This is a genomic window from Nocardia sp. Root136 (genome assembly GCF_001427185.1).
Lineage (GTDB): Bacteria > Actinomycetota > Actinomycetes > Mycobacteriales > Mycobacteriaceae > Nocardia > Nocardia salmonicida.
Window position 1 is genome coordinate 190,362 of the sequence record NZ_LMFE01000011.1, and the last position, 18,321, is coordinate 208,682.

Consider the following 18,321-nt stretch of genomic DNA (forward strand, 5'->3'; position numbering starts at 1 on the left):
CTAGACTCGACTCCATGACCAAGGTGAATCTCGAAACCAATTACGGACCGATCGTGCTCGAGTTGGACGACCAGGCCGCGCCGAACACGGTCGCCAACTTCGTGAACTACGTGAACTCGGGCCATTACGCCGGCACCGTGTTCCATCGCGTCATCCCCGGTTTCATGGTGCAGGGCGGCGGCTTCGAGCCCGGCCTGAAGCAGAAGCCGACTCAGGCGCCGATCCAGAACGAGGCCACCAACGGCCTGAAGAACGACAAGTACACCGTCGCGATGGCTCGTACCAACGACCCCCACTCGGCCACCGCGCAGTTCTTCATCAACATCTCCGACAACGCCTTCCTCAACCACTCCGCCCCCCAGGGTCAGGGCTGGGGCTACGCCGTCTTCGGCAAGGTCACCGACGGCTTCGAGGTAGTCGACAAGATCGCCGCCGTCACCACCGGCAGCGCCGGCCCCCACCAGGACGTCCCCGTCGACGACGTCATCATCGAATCCGCCTCTGTCGCTTAATCTCTCGACATAGTGCGCCGGGCCGTCACCGCATATCCGGTGGCGGCCCGCGCTATAGCCGCCTCGATACCCCATCATGCCGATGACCTGCGAAATTATTCGATCTTGCGCCGGTCAGTCACCACTGAACCATAGATACCCATTACACCGAATTGCTTCCTCGGCAGCCCTGCTCAACGTATCGAAGACCTCTTGCTCGGAGTCGTCCTCGGCGGTCATATTCGACAGTTCCGCTAGAAACAAATTCAACTGGAAAGAGTTGAACATCGTGTCGGCGTAAGCGTGTATCTCCCCGAGCATGGATCCCTTCGGCGCAGCGAGCGCCATCTCCGATAACTTGGACGCCACCTGGCCGGAGTAGATGTCGACTCGGTGATGCATCTGGTTCTGGACAATAATCGAAATCCCCACTACTCATCCTCCTATGGGATGGGAATCCTCCGTCGAGCTCGGGCCGAAGCGAGTCGCCACGACAAGTCAGCGAGGAAGTCGCCATGACGACTGGTCTTGTGGAATCCCCTGGCCAGAGCGGGAACTCGACAGTTGCTAGTGCGCGCCGGAGTGTGTAGCGTCACACGAACAAGAACGGCCGCCCGGCGAGCGCCAACTCACCGAACGGCCTAGGTACGAAACAGTCAGTAGCTGTTCGCACCGTGGGATGAAATCCTACATGCAACGGCTCGGCGCCTCTTGATGCCGGGCTTTCGTCGTTCCAGGGGTCTGTCCGCGCCCTGACGGCGGGCTACCTGTGTCGTGCCCTGGGCTGCGGCCGCTCCTGTCGGTCGTTATCGGAGAGCCCGACCGAGGGACAGAAAACCCTGACACCCAGCCTCCTGCGAGCACCTTCGTCGTACGCCTCGCACGTACGCACCTGGCCGGTTCGGGAGTGCACACCTTCGCCCAGGTCCAACATCGCCACACGCCGAAACAGGCGTGGGGCCAATGGTGTTGGCCGACGACGCAAATCGGGGTTCGGTGCGGGGAAGCGGGCAGGGATGGTTACGACACCGGCACCCCTGGGTGCTCCGATCGGGGAGGCGAACCCGAACCGTCCCCGGACATTTCGCTCCGGGGTTCCGTCGACTACTCGCCACGGGCACGCGGTACCGTGTCTCGACTGACCAAAGTTCTTGGGGGAATACGTGAAGTAGCTCGCAAGCCACGGAACATGCCAGATCCTGCCGATATCACCGCACCAGAGATCGCCGCGAAGTACGGCCGCACGCTGTCGACCGTGCAGCGTCAATGGATGGTCCGCGACGAATGGCCCACCCCGATCGGCAAGCGCGGCCGCTGGAACGCCTACGACCCCACCGCCGTCGACGAGGCGGTGTACGGGCGCGACGCGCGTCAGCTGATCGTCAGCACCCTCGACGACATCCGAGAGTAGGTGTGCCCCAGCCCGCCCGGGGGGAGTCGAGCCGGGGCACTGCCCTGGCCTCCGGGGCGAACCGGAGCGGACGCGAACCACGCTTCCCGTGACGCGGGGCCTGAGTCAGGGGACGAACGTGCCCCGGTCCAATGGGGACGGACCGGGGCACGGTGGTCAGCCTAGATCTACGGCCGCTTCCGCTCCTCGATCTCGGACTGAATGGCCTCCAGCTCGGCGAGATCGTCAGCGTGTTCCTGGAGCTGGCGGCGCGCACTGTCGAACTTCGCGTACCGCTCGGCCGAGATGCGCAGCGTTTCGTCGTGGGAGATCCGCCCAGCGTGGCGGAGGACCTCGCGTTCGTTGAAGTCGATGAACTTGTCCGCCATGATCACCCAGTCCGCCATGCGGATCTGCTCACGGCGCAGCGAACGGTCCTCGGCGTAGTCAAGGAACATCACCGTCAGGCGTTCGAGTTCGTCGAGTTCGTCCTTGGACAGGTAGTTCTTCGCAACCGACACATCGGCCTTGCGAACAGCCGAACCCTTGTAGCTCGTCAGCCCCATGTCGGGCTTCTCGGCATTGCAGCGCGCAACCACTACCTCGCCTGCGGTCATCCCCGTCACCGCGAACAGCAACTTGTTCTGGATCGTGGCGAAGAAGTTGCGGGCCACGGCTGAGTTGGCGTCGTAGTCCACGCTGGAGACCTTGAACAACTCACGTACCTTGGCGTAGAACCGCTGCTCCGAGGCGCGGATCTCGCGAATCCGCTTGAGCAGCTCGTCGAAGTAGTCCACACCCTGCGGGTCCTTGAGTCGGGCGTCGTTCATCGCGAAGCCCTTGATCAAGTACTCGTGAAGGACCGTAGACGCCCACTGCCGAAACTGAACAGCGCGGGGTGTGGTGACGCGGTAGCCAACGGCCAGGACCATGTCGAGGTTGTAGTGCTTGACCTCGCGGCGCACCTGCCGCCCGCCCTCCTGTCGAACCATTAACTCAGAGTTAATAGTTGCCTCGGTGACTTCGCCGTCGTCAAGGATCCGCCTGATCACCTGATTGACGTTCGGGATCGATGTGTCGTAAAGCTCGGCCATCTGGGCTTGGGTGAGCCACACCGTGCCCTCTACCGGGCGTAGCTGCACCTCGGTGTGGCCATCCTCGGTCCGGTAGACAATCATCTCGCCAGCATGGGAGTGGTCGATATTGCTTTCGTCGGGACTGGTCATTCAGACCTCCTGCTAATCGGAGGATCGACGAAGTCTGCCAGCGGGCAGCCGACATACGCCCGAGGTCGCACGCGATCGGGCGTATGTAGCTAGACTGCGGGAGTCCTACCAAGACGTCACGCGAGCCCTGCTGGAGCCACCTCTGGCAGGGCCTCGGCGTATCCAGGCCCGGAATGGTCCGGGCCTCTAATAAGGATACGGTGCCAATCCGACAACTGGACCAAACGCGCCGTTGCCAACTTGTTATCGGCGTTGTCTGCCGCACATCGAGCAGGTGTTTCGTTCAACTAGCTCGCATTTCCCCTGTTGGTCCAGAGCAGAGTGTGACCAACGCATCAGAACCAGATGTGGTCTGGATCACCGGCTAATCGGTGTGTTGCCATTCTTTGAAAGAAATACCGCCCAGTAACAATTGCGTTCAGGTCGCGCGTGGATCGTCAGTGAGCATTAGACCTTCTTTACTCGGTGCTGGGCGTAGCGTTCGGTGCCGTTCTCGTCTTCGGCGGAATCGTCACGCTCAACAGTGGTGCCGACTGCGACGGCAAGGCCATGTCGGCGGGCCAGACCTGCGTGACGACCAGTAAGGGCTCGTCGGTGGAGCGTGATGCCGCCGAGCAAGAAGCCCAGAACAAGCGCACCGGGTGGATGCTGATCGGCGGCGGCGCCGTGATGAGCATCGGCTCCGCGTTCTGGCTGCGGAGCAATCTCCGGTCGCGGCGGGCTCGCCGCGCCGCGACCGCGCCGCAGGGTTTCCCGCCCGCCGGTGCGCCGATGCCCGCCCCGCAGGGGCTGCCACAGGCGCAGGGCCAATGGCAGCAGGTTGCACCCGCTCCGTACGGGTCGCCGCAAGCCCATCGCCAGTGGCCGCAGGGAGCTCCCGGATACGGCGCACCCGCTTATGCGCCACACGCCCAGAATCAACCGCACGCACCGCACCCGGGCGCCGGGTACAACGCACACCCGACCTGTCGGCGGTAACGGGTCAACTAGACACCCGCTGAACTCGCGTACTCCTTCGAGCTTTCAAGTCACACGATTAGTCTTTGTCCAGCGGGTTCGTCGACCGCTCGAAGATGTCCGGAAGGAGCGCCATGACTGCCATCGCCCCCGCGTGGATGCACGAGCAGATCACGGCTGCGGAGTACGACACCTAGTCCGAGGAGCAGTGCGCGGGCATCGAGATCGTGGACGGGATGGTCGTTGTGAGCCCCAGTGCGTCCAAGCGGCGCAACCGGTTGGCTCGGATCCTGGCCAACGCGCTGGACGCAGCGGTCGGACCGGACTGGAATGCCGACACCGACTTCGACGTCCGACTCCAAGATGTTCCGCTCACCAATCGGCGACCCGATGTCGTTGTCTATCGCGCTGACACGATCGACCTCACGCCGACCCGGCCAGAACACGTGCTGTTGGTCGTCGAGGTCGTCTCGCCCGGTTCGGAGACCACCGACCGCATCGTCAAGGTGGACCAATACGCGAAGGCGGGCATCGCCTTCAACTGGCGGATCGAGCAGGCGGCCAACGGTGTCCCGCTGATCTATACCTACATTCTCGACCCGGCAACCGGGTCATACCGGACCGGCGACATGTTGACAGGAGCGGTCGATGTCTCGGCTCCCTTTCCCGTGGAGATCGACCTCGGGAAATCTGATCCAGACTGAACGAACGCGCCGCCTCGGAGAGTTTCCGTGGCGGCCCGTTCGGGTGCGATCTACAGCGGCAGGACGTGGTGCTTGCGCGGGTTGCGCTGGATCTTCTTGTCCTGGAGCAGTTTCAGGGCTCGGCGCAGTTCGAGGCGGGTGGAGGCCGGTTCGATGATGGCGTCGATGAAGCCGCGTTCGGCGGCCACCCACGGGGTGGCGACGTTGGCGTTGTAGAAATCGATCAGGTTCTGGCGGATGGCGGCGCGCTGCTCTTCGGGGGCGGCGGCGATCTGGGCCGCGCCGAGGAGGCTGACGGCGCCCTCGGCGCCCATGACCGCGATGCGGGCCGTCGGCCAGGCGAGGTTGATGTCGGCGCCGAGCTGCTTGGAGCCCATCACCGCGTAGCCGCCGCCGTAGGACTTGCGGACCACCAGGGTGATCTTGGGGACCGAGGCCTCGACGTAGGAGAACAGGAAGCGGCCGCCGCGCTTGATGACGCCGACCTTTTCCTGCTCCACGCCGGGGAGGAAGCCGGGGGTGTCGACGACGAAGACCAGCGGGATCTCGAAGGCGTCGCACAGGCGCACGAAGTGCGAGGCTTTGTCGGAGGCGCGGGCGTCGAGCGCGCCGGCCGCCGACATCGGCTGGTTGGCGACGACGCCGACGGTGCGGCCGTCGATGCGGGCGTAACCGGTGATGATGTTCTGGCCGGTGTCGGCGCTGATCTCCTTGAACTCACCGTCGTCGAAGATGCGCAGCAGGATGTCGTACATGTCGTAGCCCGCGTTGTCGGAGTCGGGCATGAACGTATTCAGCTCGCGGTCGGAGTCGGTGATCTCCGGCTCGAGACCAGGGTTCACCACCGGCGGCAGTTCCTGGCAGCTGCTCGGCATATAACCCAGGTACTCGCGCACCCAGGTGAAGGCCGCCTCCTCGTCCTTGGCGACGTGGTGGATGTTGCCGTACTGGGCCTGCGTGCGCGCGCCGCCGAGCTCCTCGAGGCTCACGTCCTCGCCGGTGACCTCCTTGATGATCTTCGGGCCGGTGACGAACATGTGCGCGGACTCGGTCGCGACCACCACATCGGTGCAGATCGGCTCGTACACCGCGCCACCGGCGCAGTTGCCGAGGATCACCGAGACCAGCGGCACCATGCCGGACAGCGGCTCGAGGTTGGTCGCCATCCAGGCGTACCAGGCCAGCGAGCTGATCGCCTCCTGCACGCGCGCGCCACCGGAATCGTTGATGCCGACCAGCGGAATGCCGACCTTGGAGGCGTACTGCATCAAGCCGCACAGCTTGCGACCGAACGCCTCACCGACCGAACCGCCGTAGACGGTCTGATCATGGGAGAACACCGCCACCGGGCGGCCCTCGACCTTGCCGTGGCCCACGACGACACCGTCACCGTAGAGAGCGGTCGCGTCGCCGGGCTTACGCACCAGCGCGCCGATCTCGACGAAGGTGCCGGGATCGAGCAGCTGGTTGATCCGGTCGCGGGCGCTGGGAATGCCCTTGTGCGCCCGCTTCGCGATGCCCTTCGCGCCCGCGGGCTCTTTGGCGAGCTCGAGCCGCTCGTGCAGATCGGCAAGCTTTTCGGCGGTCGTGCTCACTTACTTACTCTCCCTTTGCGGAAATCGCGGCCAGCTTGGCGGCGAGGTCGGCACCGATCTGGCCGATCCGCGGTTCGTCGACAATCTGTAGGTGGTCGCCCGGAATGTGGATGACCTCCAGGTTCGGGATGTACTCATCCCAGCCACCGTTGGGCTTGCGGTCCGCGAAGCGCGGCTCGAGCTGGATCATGCCATCGTGGTAGCGATCGGCCAGGTAGAGCACGGCGTCACCGTCGTACTGGGTCGGCTTCGCCTTGGCGAGATGGCGGCTCTCGATCCACGAGGTGCGCTGGTGTTCGAGCACACCGCCGGGGATCTTCGCGCCGGTCAGCTTCACCAGGCTGGCGACGATGTCGTACTGCTCCTCGTCGTTGGCCTGGGCGAGTTCCTGCAGCTGCTCGTCGGGCAATTCGCCCTCGACGCCGTAGGTGGTCTTGGCGAACTGCTGGTAGCGCTGGATGCGGCGAACCCGCTCCTCGGGGCTGTTGTCCTCACCCTTGACCGGGAGCGCCAGGTCGATCAGACCGACGACGCGCACATCTGCACCTTCTTCGCGAAGGAGCTGAGCGACCTGCAGCGACAGCACCGCACCGAGCGACCAGCCGTACAGCACGTACGGGCCGTTGCCCTGCAGCTTGCGCAGTTCCGGCAGGTACTGGCGGGCGCGTTCTTCGATATCGCCCTCGACCCGCTCGAATCCGTACATCGGGGTGTCCGAGGCGAGACGCTTCAACAGCGGCTCGTAGACGAGGGTATTGCCACCCGACGGATGGAACACGAAGACCGGCACGGCGTCCGAGCCCTCGGTACGCGCACGCAGCGGGCGCACGAAGCCGTCGACATCGGCGCCACTGTCCTGCAGATTGCGCACGATCTCGGCGAGCTGCTCGATCGACTCGCAATCGAGCACATCGTCGACGGTGACCTCTGCCTTGACCCGCTCGGTGAGACGGGCCGCCATCTTCTCGGCGACCTCTTCTTCGAGGATCGGCAGGGTGTTGTAGACGCCACCGGGCGAGGTGCCGGTGACAACTGCCCACGTGGCGTAGGCGAGCCGCTCGGCGGCGTCACGTGGAGGAACGTTGTCCTCGTCTGCGCTCGCGTCGGCGAAGTAGTCGATGTCGACGATGGCCGATTCGGCGGGAGCCTGCTCCGCGACCGCTTCAGCGACACCACCTGCCTCAGCGGTGACGTCAGCGGCGGCTTCCGAAACCGGTTCGATAGCAGCGGCTTCCGAGGCACCGGCCTTCTTCGCCACCGCCAGCGGATCCTCACCCGCGGCGATCGCGGCCCGAGCAGCCTCGACGAAGTTGGCGTCGACACCCAGCTCGACATCTTCACCGGCGGCCTTGGCGGCAGCCTGCTTCTCCGCCATCGCCGCGACCTCGTCGCGATGCTCGATCGCGTAGCGCAGCACCTTCGACACCTCGTTGAGGCTGGCGTCGCGCACGGCCGAGATCTGCAGCTGCGGGATGTCGAATTCGTATTCGACGCGGTTCTTGATGCGCATCGCCATCAGCGAATCGAGGCCGAGTTCCATCAGCGGGATCTCCATCGGGAGATCCTCGACGGCGTAGCCCATGGATTCGGCGACGATGACGCACAGCCGCTGCTCGATGGTCTCGCCACTGTCGGGGCTCCAGCGGTCGCCGGTGGCGATGGCGATCTCGGCAGCGGTCGGTGCGGCTTCCTCGGCCGGAACCGCCACAGCGGCAACGGGTTCGGGGAGAGCGGCGCCGGAGGTGACGACCGCGTCGAACAGCAGGGTGAACCCGGCCGCCGACTTGGCGTGCACCTGGACCGACGCGCCACCGAGGTGCGGAGTCAACGTGGTGGTCAGCGTGCCCGCGGTGGGCAGTGCGGCGTGCGGATGTGAGACCGAGACCGCGGCATCGGAAAGTACCTGTGCGGCAGCCGCTTGCACCAGCGCGGCCAGGTCGCTCACCGAGGATGCCTGGATCTCCCAGGCGTGACGGCCGTCCGGCATGGCGACGTGCGCACCGGGCACCCGGGTGTTGCCGCCGCCCGAGGACATCGAGACCTTGGGCCAGTACGGCTTGCGCACGAACGCGGTTCGCGGCACGTCGGCGTAATCACCTTCGGGCAGCAGCGAACTCAGGTTCACGGCGTGGCCGTGGACGTAGAGCTGCGCGAGCGCGCCGATCACACCGGCGGACTCGTCTTCCTTGCGCTTGAGCGTCGGGATGAGCTGCGCGTCGTGCACGCCCGCCGCGAAGGTGGTGCCCAGAACCTGCATCAGCGCAACGGAATTGGGCGCCAGCTCGAGGAACGTGGTGTGCCCGGAGTCGACGGCGGCCTTCACCGCGTTGGTGAACCACACGCTGTGGCGCAGGTTCTTCACCCAGTAGGGCTCGTCGTGGATCGGGTCGGAACCGGGCTTGAAGTACAGGCCCTCGTGCACGGTGGAGTACAGGCCGGTCTTCAGCGAGGTCGGCTCGATGCCTGCCAGTTCGGCGGCGAGTTCGCCGAGCAGCGGGTCCATCTGGGAGGTGTGTCCGGCGCCGCGGGTCGGCAGGATGCGGGCGAACTTGCCCATCGCCTCGACCTCGGCGACGATCTGCTCCACCTGCTCGCGGGGCCCACCGATGACGGTGTTGGTCGGCGCGGCGTACACCGCGCACTCCACGTCGGGGTACTTCGGCAGCAGCAGCGCCACATCGTGGGCGCTGAGTTCGACCAGCGCCATATTGCGCACTTCGTCGTCGGTGAGCATCTGCTCGCCCTCACCCATCAGGCGCGAACGGGCGCAGATCACGCGCACCGCGTCTTCGATCGACAGACCACCGGCGATGTAGGAGCCTGCCACCTCACCCATCGAATGACCGACCACCGCGGCCGGTTCCGCGCCGTGGGCACGCAACAACGCGGCGAGGCCGAGCTGGATGGTGAAGATGCCGACCTGGCAGGTGCCGACGTCGTAGTCCTGCTCGTCGTCGAGGAACATCTCGCGGATCGAGTAACCGGCCTCGTCCTGCACCAGCTCGTCGACCTCGTCGACCGTCTTGCGGAAGATCGAGTTCTCGCCGTAGAGCTGCTTGGCCATCTTGCGGTGCTGCGAGCCGAAACCGGAGAACACCCAGATCGGCCCGTTGGACGCGGGCGAATCGGCGGTGAACACCCCGGCGCCCGGCTTGCCCTCGGCGATGGCGCGCAGGCCGGCGACGGCCTCTTCGCGGGTCTTGGCCACCACCACACCGCGCGAACGCTGGTGGCTGCGCTTGGCCAGCGCGCGGGCGACGTCGGCCAGCGGCACATCCTTGCCCGCGCCTTCGAGCCAGTCGGCCAGCTCGGTGGCGGCGCGCTTGCGACGCGAGGGCAGGTAGGCCGAGACGGCAAGGACCACGGGCAACGGCTCGTCGCGCTCGCCGTCCCATTCGACGACCGGCTCCACCGGCTCGACAGCGGCCTCGGTGATCGCGATGGCCTCGGCGACCACATCGGTGGTCTCCTCGCCCACGACCTCCTCGGCGGCGACCTGCTCAGCGGTCACGTCCTCGACGACCGGGGCCGTTGGCACGTACTCCTGCAGCACCACGTGCGCGTTGGTGCCACCGAAACCGAAGCCGGAGATGCCGACGGTCGCGACGCCGCTGTAGCGCGGGTACTCGGTGGCCTCGTCGACGACCTTGAGGTTGGCCTGCTCGAACGGGATGTACGGGCTCGGGCCCGCGTAGTTGATGTTCGGCGGAATCACATTGTGCTGGAACGACATCAGCACCTTGGCGAGAGCCGGCACGCCCGCGCCGGACTCGAGGTGGCCGAAGTTGGTCTTGACCGAGCCGAGCAGGGCGGGCTTGTCGCTGTCACGGCCGCGACCGATCACGCGAGCGAGCGCTTCGGCCTCGATCGGGTCGCCGATGGGGGTACCGGTGCCGTGAGCCTCGATGTAGTCGACCGTCGACGGGACGATGCCGGCGTCACGGTAGGCGCGACGCAACACATCGGCCTGTGCGTCCGGGTTCGGCGCGAGCAAGCCGTTGGAGCGGCCGTCGCTGTTGACCGCCGTGCCCTTGATGACGCCGTAGATGTGGTCGCCGTCGCGCTCGGCATCGGCGAGACGCTTGAGGACGACGAGACCGCCGCCCTCAGAACGGACCATGCCGTCGGCGTCCTTGGAGAACGCCTTGATGCGCCCGTCCTCGGACGTGCCCGGTGCGAAACCGAGCGTCGTCATCGGCATCAGGAGCGCGTTCACACCACCGGCCAACGCCACATCGGCATCGCCGTCGCGCAACGCGCGTACCGCCTGATGCACCGCGACCAGCGTGGACGAGCACGCGGTATCCACCGTGACCGACGGGCCACGGAAATCGTAGAAGTAGGAAACGCGGTTGGCGATGATGCCGTTGGAGCTGCCCATGATCGCGTAGGCCTCAGCCGTCGCGGGCACGTTCGAATCGGTATTGCCCAACGCGAGCGACGCGATGAACTGGAAATCGCTGCTCGACGAACCGATGAACATGCCGACCGGCGCGCCCTTCAGGTCGCTCGCCGGAATCCGCGCGTGTTCCAGCGCCTCCCAGGTGAGCTCCATCATCAGGCGCTGCTGGGGATCGACGCGCTCTACCTCGATGGGCGACATCGCGAAGAAATCGGCATCGAACTGCTTGAGAACGTCCTGATCGAGATAGCCACCGCGAGTCTTGCCCGCGGCAACGGCAGCAGCGACAGCGGGGTCGGTGAGGAACTCTTCCCAGCGACCTTCGGGCAGCTCACGGATCGCGTCACCGCGCCCGATGATGAACTCCCAGGTCGACTCGGGCGTGGTACCCGCACCCGGCAGACGCGTGGACAGGCCGACCACCGCGACATCATGCGCCTCGGAAGGCGCGAACGCGGCCGTGTACTCCGAGGAGTCCTCGGCAGGCGGCTCCGGCTCACCGTTGACGATGACCTCGGCCAGCGAGGCGATCGTCGGGTGCTGGTAGACCACCGTCGGGGTCAGCACCACACCGGTGAGGTCCTCGATGTCACCACCGAGGGCGAGAGCGTCGCGCGAGGCGAGCCCGAACTCCTCCATCGGCCGGTCGACGGTGATCGCGTCGACAGACTGCCCGGTCGCATCGGCGACCCAGCGGCGCAGCCATTCACGCAGCTCGGCCACCGAGAGATCGTTCGTCTCGGCAGGGACGTCAGGGTTCGGGGTGGGCGTGCCCTCGTTGTTAGCCATCAATTCCTCAAGCTACCTGTCTGCGTACAGGGCGCGCCGTGGAATGACGCCCGGCCTGCATCGCACACCGGGCGTCACCTCCTTTTCGGACGTGCCGAATTACTCTTCCGGTGCATCGGGGAAAGCCTGCTGGGTGTAACCACCGCGCAGCGTTCCCTCGAGGTAGGCGGCCTTGCAGGCGCGCCGGGCGATCTTGCCGCTGGAGGTACGCGGGATGGAACCCGCGGGCACCAGCAGGATGTCACGAGCGGTCACGCCGTGGCGCAGCGACACCGCGGCGCGCACCGCGTCGGCGATCGGGCCGGGGTCGGCCTTACCTGCGCCGGGACCACGTTCGGCCACGACCACCAGCTGCTCGGACGCGTCGTCCACGTCGAACTTCAGGCCGGAATGGCTGTCGGCGGCGAAGACCTCGGCGGGCAGCTGATTGGCAGGCACCGCGAAGGCCGCGACGAAACCGGGACGCAGCGACTTGGACGCCTCCTGCGCGGAGAACTCCAGGTCCTGCGGGTAGTGGTTGCGCCCGTCGACGATCACCAGGTCCTTGACGCGACCGGTGATGTAGAGCTCACCTTCGAAGTAGACGCCGAAGTCGCCGGTGCGCATCCAGTCGGCATCGGGACCGGTGCCCTCGGCGTGCCCGCCTTCGACCGGCTCGGTGACCTTGTTGCGGAACGCCTTGGTGGACTCGGCGGGGCGACCCCAGTAACCGATGCCCATGTTGTTGCCGTGCAGCCAGATCTCGCCGACCTGCCCGTCGGGCAGCTCGCGACCCTGCGCGGTGTCCGCCGATTCCGGATCGACGATCACGGCCCACTGCGACAGCCCGACGTAACCACACGACACCTGCGCGATGGCGGTCTCGTCGGACTGGTCCACGCGCACCATGCGGCCCGCGTTGAGCTCGTTGCGATCGACGTAGACGTACTTGGCCTCGTCCTCGGCGCGGGTAGCCGAGACGAACAGCGTCGCCTCCGCCATGCCGTAGCAGGGCTTGATCGCGGTCTTGGGCAGACCGTACGGCGCGAACGCCTCGTTGAACTTCTTCATCGAGGAGACCGTCACCGGCTCGGACCCGTTGATCAAGCCGATCACATTCGACAGGTCGAGCGACTCGCCCGCCTTGGGCACACCGCGCGCGGCGGCGTGCTCGAAGGCGAAGTTCGGCGCGGCCGCGAAGGTGCCCGCACCGTCGGAAACGGCGGCCAGCTCGTTGATCCAGCGCGAGGGACGACGCACGAACGCACTCGGCGACATGATGGTGATGAACTTGCCGCCGACCGCGGGCAGGATCACCGTGAGCAGGCCCATGTCGTGGAACAGCGGGAGCCAGGTGACGCCACGCGAGTTCTCGTTCATGTTCAGCGAGTTGATCATCTGCAGCAGGTTGGTGCCGACCGCGCGGTGGGTGATCTCCACACCGGCGGGTACCCGGGTGGAACCCGAGGTGTACTGCAGGTAGGCGATGTCGTCGATCGCGGTGTCGGGGCGCACCCAGGAGTCACCGAGGGTGTCCGGGATGGCATCGACGGCGATGATGCGCGGACGCTGCGCGGCGGGCAGCGAGCGGAAGAACTGGCGCACACCGGCGGCCGAAGAGGTCGCGGTGAGGATCGCCGACGGCTCGCAGTCACCGAGGACGGCGTGCAGGCGGTCGGTGTGACCCGGCTCGTCGGGATCGAACAGCGGCACCGAGATGGTGCCGGCGTAGATCGCCGCGAAGAAGGAGATCACGTAATCCAGGCCTTGCGGCGCGAGGATCGCGACCCGGTCGCCCGGGTTGGTCACCTGTTGCAGGCGAGCGGCCACCGCGCGCAGCCGTACTCCGAACTCCTGCCAGGTCAGCTCGTGCACCTCGCCGTCGCGTTCCCGCGAATAGTCGATGTAGCGGTACGCGAGCGTATTCGCATCGTTACGGGTGTGCTTCTCGACGTGATCGACCAGGGTCCGACCCTCGGGAATGTTGATATTCCCGGTTGCGTCCAGGTAGTCGTCGAAAGTCTCTTCCATTCCTTCTTCTCCTTGCGAGGACGCGATGACAAGCTCTGCGGCCTCGACTCGCTATATCGCCACCGGCCGTCGAACTCACACGAACGTGCGTCGACAGCCTGCGGATTTTCGAGCGGTCTGCGCGGTGACCGCTATCGGCTAGATGTTCTCAAACCAGAGTCATGTTACAGAGAGCCCCCGCTCAGTCCTCCCGCAGCAGCGGAATGACAGGCGCGAATGCGTCCATCTGGGTGGGAAAGATGCCCACATACGACATCGAAGTGAGTTGCCGCACACGCTTGACCTGTTCGGCGATTTCCTCGAACGTGCCGATCGCGATGTAGGGCGAGCTCAGGATTTCCTCGACGGTCAGTTCGACGTCGACTTCGAGGTCGGGATGCAGGCCGCGTTCGATCGCGCGCAGCGCCATCTCGGCGGTCTTCTCCCGGTCGTCGGTGATGACGATAGCGGTGATGGCCCAGTTCAGCTCGATGTCGGCGAACCGGTCACCGGCAGCGGCCTTGACGATGTTGACCTTCTCGATCGTCTTCTCGAGCGTGATGCCCGAGAGCAGACCCTTGCCGTTCTTGGTGGTCTGCGGCACGACCGAGACGATGTCGGCGTGCTTGGCCGCCAGTGCCAGCATCTTCGGACCGCCGCCACCGGTACACAACGGCGGGCGCGGGCCCTGCCGTGGGCGCGGAGTGCCCTTGATGCCACGCACCTGGTAGTGCTTGCCCTCGAAATTGCACTCCTGACCGCGCAGCAGCGTGTCCAGGATGGTCAGCGACTCGTCGAGCTTCTCCAGCCGGATGCCGGGACGCTCGAACGGGATGCCCGCGTTGTCGAACTCTTCCTTGATCCAGCCCGCGCCGACGCCGACCTCGAGCCGTCCCTTGGACAGGACGTCGAGGGTGGCCAATTCCTTGGCGACCACGACCGGATGGCGTAAACCGTTCGCCAGCACCGAAGTGCCGAGGCGGATCTTGGAGGTGGCTTGGGTGAGTGCGCCCAGCGCGGCGATCGGGCCGATCTGATCGCCCAGGTGATCAGGAACGAAGAAGGTGTCGTAACCCATCTCTTCGGCTTCCTGCGCCGTCTGAACGAACTTGCGCGCGCCACCCTCCTGCTTGTTGCCCTCTCCGGCCGCTCCGAAGCGGAACGGACGCAGCGGCGTACCCAGCGCGGTCAATTCACCGACGGGTGCGGCAGCTTCGGTCATGAACTCTTCGCTCCTGGCTGGTGTGTACTCGGGCGCAATTCCCAGCGCACTTTACAGCGTGCGAGCGATCCGGCGTGCGGATGTCACAGCGAGGCATGATCCATGGCAATCACGCCCCCACTGTGACTGTGACAACTCCGTCAAGAATGGGGCGGATGCGGTGCGTTCTCGATGAGCCCCGCAGCCCAGTTGACCGTCCATTGGGTCGCCGTTGTGCCGTCGCCGTCTACCGGATTCGAGGCGTACAGCGCGTGCACCGGGTTACCCGCGGAGCGGATCAGCGCCGCGAGGCTGCCCAGCGCGTTGGCCGGATTGAGTGCCTGGCGTGGTGCGTCACAGATCATGTCGCCGGGTGCGCAGACGGAGTTCACCTTGGGCGCCAGCGTGCCGAAACCGCCGGGGCGGGGACCGGTCATGCTGATGCCGGGGACATTGACGCCCTTGAGCGCCACCTCGGCGCCCTCGCCCGCCGGCGGCGGGTCGCCGATCTCGGTGGGCTGACCGGGACCGGTCGCGGTGCGACGGCCGTCGGCGATCACCGTCACGCCGAGCACATTGGCTTCCGGGATCGGGCCGTTGCCCGCGCCGATCTGCGCGGCGACGTCACCGGCGATCACCGCGCCCTGGGAGAAGCCCGCGATGACGAAGTTCGTCAACGGGCATTCCTTGTGGCGCTGAGCCAGCACGTCGGTGGCGCGCGCGGTGCCCTCGGTGCGGCTGTTGTTGTAGGAAGCCTGGCCGTCGGGCGGGAACGCGATCGGGTTCGAGAACTGCGCCACGTACGGAACCGTGTACACCTCGAGCCGGTTGTCCGGGAACTGCGCGCGCAGGGGTCCGGAAACGCTGAGCATCAACGAGATCGGGTTCGCCTGCGGGTTGTACGGATCGTCGGCGCTCGACGACTCCCAGGTACCCGGGATCGAGAGCAGCATCACATCGGGGCAATCCGCCGACTGCGAGGTCGGCGGCGGCGGGCCGGGCGGCGTCGGCCCCGGCTCCTTCAACCGGCCCGCAAGCAGGTACCAGAGCAGCACGATGACGATGATCGCCAGCACGAGCAGCGCCAGCACGGTGAAGCACCCCGCAGGCCAGAACCCGCGGGAGCGTCGCGTCGATCGGGGCGTCACTAGCAGTAGGTGGAGTTCGCGGCAGCGATGTAGATCTGTGCTGCCTTGTTGACATCCATCTTCGACGCGTCGAATGCCGGGTCGGTGCCCGCCATCGCGGCGACGAAGGTGGCGACATCGGCGTCACTGGCGCCGGTGCCCTTGGTCGAGCAGATGTAGGTCGCGGTGGTCACCGCGGTCGTCTGGTCGCCCGGGGTGATGCCGTTCTTGGCCAGTTCGTCCAGGAACGCCTTGTCCTTGCCGGTCGCGGGCGCGGCGGCGCTGGTCTGCGGGAGCGGTGTCGGCTCCTCGGCGGACGCACTGGTCTCCGGCGCGGTGCTCGACGGGGCCTCGGCCGGCGGCTCGATGACCACGGGCGGCGTCGTCGTCGTCGACTTCGCGGCCACGCTGGTGGACAGGGTGGGCGTCTGCGACGCGGTCGAGTCGTTGCCGCCACAGGCGGACAACAGGGCGACGGCAGCCAGGGCCGCGACCGATCCGGCTACCTTGCCAGAGATCCGATGCATGAAGATGTCTTTCCTCGATCGTTCGTCAGGGAAGCGGTCGCAGACCAGGCTAGCCGGACAATCGGCGGTGCCGGGCACCGAGCGGCGAAGCTCAGAGAGTTCTCAGCCCGAGATCACACCCCGTGTACTTCGGATTTGCCATCTCGCACCACGATGAACCCGGTCTGAAAGTTCTGCTGGATTCCGCCGGGAACGGCGAACTCGTCACTCACCGGATACCCGAGTCTGCCGTTTTCGAACCCCTGCGCCCCCCAGGTTTCGGCGAGCGCGCCGTTGCGCACCGACCACGCGCCCGACAGCGGGCTCCAATAGATATTGCCGCCCTCGAACCGGCTGTAGCGCCCGAGATCCTTCAGCGGCGCCTCCCCTGCGACCGGGAAACCGAGCGGGCTGTTCTCGAAACCGAGCTGGCTGTACTTGTCCAGGACGAAGCCCTGCACCCGGTGTGCGCCGGTGGCCGGGCTGTAGAACATCGGACCGTTCTCGAAGGCCTGCACCGAGCCCGCACGGCTGGGTGTCGGCGCCTCGGCGGCCACCGGATAGCCGGCGGGACCGCCCTCGTAGCCCTGCTTGCCCCACTCCTCGAGGAACGCGCCGCGCATCACCTGCGCGCCGGTCTGCGGGGTCCAGTAGATCGAGCCGCCTTCGAAGGTCTGCATGCGGCCGCGCCCGTCGGGCAGGCCGCGCTCGTCACCGTTGGGCAGGCCGAGCGGCGAGGACGCGCCGCCGATACCGGCGTAGGTGCCACCGATGCGCCCCGCCACCGCGTGCGTGCCCGCCGCGGCGGAGTGGAACACTCGACCGTTCGGGAAGTCCTGCACCATTCCGGCACCCGCCGGGTACTCGGCGGTCAGGCAGTTGCCCAGCCAGTTCGCCGCTTGCGCGACCCCGCCGATCGCCCCGCCCAGCGCGCAGGTCGAGCCGCCGGGATCGGTACCGAGCGCCGTCGCGGCCTGTGACCACGACTGCCGCATCTCGAAATCCCAGTACGGCCACGTGTGGGTGCCCGCTGGCCGGTAATTCGCCTGCACCGGAATCGCCAGCTTCTCGAGCTTGGCGACGAAATTCTGGGTCGACAGCCGCGAGAGGATCTCCAGGCCGGTGCCCGCCCAGTTCTCGCTCATCAACGGCACTTCACCGAGCTGATCGTGCGAGCCCGCAAGTCCGCTGCCGCTGGAGACGTACATGCTGACGCCTTTGAGCTTGTCGGCCAGCTGATAGGGGTCGTGCGCGTCCCACTCGGGGCTGCCGGGCGGGCCCCACATCGCGCCCGCATCGAAGCCGCCCGCGTCCTTGTTGGCGAAGGTGATCGCCTGCGGCATGCCGAGCGTCGTCGTGGTGAGCAGGCCCGAGTACGAGGCCACGTACCTCATCAGCCCGGGGTTGCGCCCCGCCAGGTTCATCGCCGCCGTGCCGCCCATCGAAAGTCCTTGCACACCACGAACATCCGTGGTTCGCCAATCACGTTCGAGGATCGGCGGGAGTTCCTTGGTCAGGAAGGTCTCCCACTTGTAGGTGAAGCCGTTGTCGGGCGCGAGCCAGTCCGAATACCAGCTCGACTGGCCGCCGACCGGCAGCACGACATTGACGTTCTTGTCGGCGTAGAAGCCCTCGGCGTCGGCATCCTTGGTCCAGCCGTTCTCGTCGTCCTGCGCGCGCAGACCGTCGAGCATGAGCATCATCGGGAATTTGGCGTCGGGACGCGCATTCCAGTCCCGCGCCAACAGCATCTGCACCTGGATCGGGGTCTTCATGGCGGCCGAGTACACCCACAGCGCCACTCGCCGATCCGAGAGCCAGTCCACCCGCTGCACCCCGGACACCACCGGCTGGGCCTGCGCGGGAACGGCCACAGCAGGCGCGAACAACGCCGCCGACATGGCCGCGATGCCGAGGATCCGCCGCATCGGCGCTGAGACACTA

The 18,321-nt window shown here is 66.3% G+C and carries 13 protein-coding genes; 4 read left to right on the forward strand and 9 right to left on the reverse strand.

Features of this window, described 5'->3' with window-relative positions; genetic code table 11:
• The first annotated feature begins 14 nt into the window (after positions 1–14).
• On the forward strand, positions 15–512 hold the full coding sequence (locus ASD42_RS28545) for a peptidylprolyl isomerase (RefSeq protein WP_056822265.1): 498 nt from the start codon (positions 15–17) through the stop codon (positions 510–512).
• A 114-nt stretch (positions 513–626) separates the two neighbouring features.
• Here ASD42_RS28545 and ASD42_RS28550 read toward each other — a convergent pair whose 3' ends face one another.
• Positions 627–923: a hypothetical protein gene (locus tag ASD42_RS28550; RefSeq protein ID WP_056822270.1), complete on the reverse strand. Its 297-nt coding sequence runs from the start codon at positions 921–923 to the stop codon at positions 627–629.
• Between the two features lie 757 nt (positions 924–1,680).
• On the opposite strand from ASD42_RS28550, the gene ASD42_RS28555 reads away from it, so the two are divergent.
• On the forward strand, positions 1,681–1,902 hold the full coding sequence (locus ASD42_RS28555) for a hypothetical protein (protein ID WP_056822272.1): 222 nt from the start codon (positions 1,681–1,683) through the stop codon (positions 1,900–1,902).
• Between the two features lie 167 nt (positions 1,903–2,069).
• Here the strand turns inward: ASD42_RS28555 and ASD42_RS28560 are convergent, their stop codons facing one another.
• Positions 2,070–3,107, reverse strand: a complete 1,038-nt coding sequence (locus ASD42_RS28560) for a virulence RhuM family protein (RefSeq protein ID WP_056822275.1) — start codon at positions 3,105–3,107, stop codon at positions 2,070–2,072.
• 465 nt (positions 3,108–3,572) lie between these two features.
• Between ASD42_RS28560 and ASD42_RS28565 the strand changes: the two genes are divergently transcribed.
• Complete coding sequence (locus ASD42_RS28565; RefSeq protein WP_056822277.1) at positions 3,573–4,085, forward strand: hypothetical protein; 513 nt, start codon at positions 3,573–3,575, stop codon at positions 4,083–4,085.
• Positions 4,086–4,291: 206 nt separating this feature from the next.
• Positions 4,292–4,768 (forward strand): Uma2 family endonuclease, encoded by a 477-nt coding sequence (locus tag ASD42_RS28570; RefSeq protein WP_268793557.1) that lies wholly within the window; start codon positions 4,292–4,294, stop codon positions 4,766–4,768.
• 50 nt (positions 4,769–4,818) lie between these two features.
• Here ASD42_RS28570 and ASD42_RS28575 read toward each other — a convergent pair whose 3' ends face one another.
• The 7 genes from ASD42_RS28575 to ASD42_RS28605 all read right to left on the reverse strand — a co-directional run bounded on the left by ASD42_RS28575 (position 4,819) and on the right by ASD42_RS28605 (position 18,305).
• Complete coding sequence (locus ASD42_RS28575; protein ID WP_056822279.1) at positions 4,819–6,363, reverse strand: acyl-CoA carboxylase subunit beta; 1,545 nt, start codon at positions 6,361–6,363, stop codon at positions 4,819–4,821.
• A 4-nt stretch (positions 6,364–6,367) separates the two neighbouring features.
• A complete protein-coding gene (gene pks13 / locus ASD42_RS28580; RefSeq protein WP_056822281.1) occupies positions 6,368–11,554 on the reverse strand; it encodes a polyketide synthase Pks13 in 5,187 nt (1,728 codons plus the stop codon).
• A 99-nt stretch (positions 11,555–11,653) separates the two neighbouring features.
• Positions 11,654–13,564 carry a long-chain-fatty-acid--AMP ligase FadD32 gene (gene fadD32 / locus ASD42_RS28585; protein ID WP_056822283.1) on the reverse strand — a complete coding sequence of 637 codons (1,911 nt, stop codon included), beginning with the start codon at positions 13,562–13,564 and terminating at the stop codon, positions 11,654–11,656.
• A gap of 181 nt (positions 13,565–13,745) precedes the next feature.
• Entirely contained in the window at positions 13,746–14,765 is a 1,020-nt protein-coding gene (locus ASD42_RS28590) for an LLM class F420-dependent oxidoreductase (RefSeq protein ID WP_056822285.1), read from the reverse strand.
• A gap of 140 nt (positions 14,766–14,905) precedes the next feature.
• Positions 14,906–15,898 carry a cutinase family protein gene (locus ASD42_RS28595; protein WP_371852063.1) on the reverse strand — a complete coding sequence of 331 codons (993 nt, stop codon included), beginning with the start codon at positions 15,896–15,898 and terminating at the stop codon, positions 14,906–14,908.
• On the reverse strand, positions 15,892–16,398 hold the full coding sequence (locus ASD42_RS28600; protein WP_056822302.1) for a DUF732 domain-containing protein: 507 nt from the start codon (positions 16,396–16,398) through the stop codon (positions 15,892–15,894). The genes ASD42_RS28595 and ASD42_RS28600 overlap by 7 nt, the downstream gene beginning before the upstream one ends.
• Before the next feature lie 113 nt (positions 16,399–16,511).
• The gene (locus tag ASD42_RS28605; RefSeq protein WP_056822306.1) at positions 16,512–18,305 is read right to left on the reverse strand and encodes an alpha/beta hydrolase-fold protein; all 1,794 of its coding nucleotides are present in this window, start codon (positions 18,303–18,305) and stop codon (positions 16,512–16,514) included.
• Positions 18,306–18,321: the final 16 nt, after the last annotated feature.

Coding starts and splice junctions, on each gene's coding strand:
- ASD42_RS28545 (WP_056822265.1), top strand. CDS start 15: ATGACCAAGGTGAATCTCGAAACCAATTACGGACCGATCGTGCTCGAG.
- ASD42_RS28555 (WP_056822272.1), top strand. CDS start 1,681: ATGCCAGATCCTGCCGATATCACCGCACCAGAGATCGCCGCGAAGTAC.
- ASD42_RS28560 (WP_056822275.1), bottom strand. CDS start 3,107: ATGACCAGTCCCGACGAAAGCAATATCGACCACTCCCATGCTGGCGAG.
- pks13 (WP_056822281.1), bottom strand. CDS start 11,554: ATGGCTAACAACGAGGGCACGCCCACCCCGAACCCTGACGTCCCTGCC.
- fadD32 (WP_056822283.1), bottom strand. CDS start 13,564: ATGGAAGAGACTTTCGACGACTACCTGGACGCAACCGGGAATATCAAC.
- ASD42_RS28590 (WP_056822285.1), bottom strand. CDS start 14,765: ATGACCGAAGCTGCCGCACCCGTCGGTGAATTGACCGCGCTGGGTACG.
- ASD42_RS28600 (WP_056822302.1), bottom strand. CDS start 16,398: ATGCATCGGATCTCTGGCAAGGTAGCCGGATCGGTCGCGGCCCTGGCT.
- ASD42_RS28605 (WP_056822306.1), bottom strand. CDS start 18,305: ATGCGGCGGATCCTCGGCATCGCGGCCATGTCGGCGGCGTTGTTCGCG.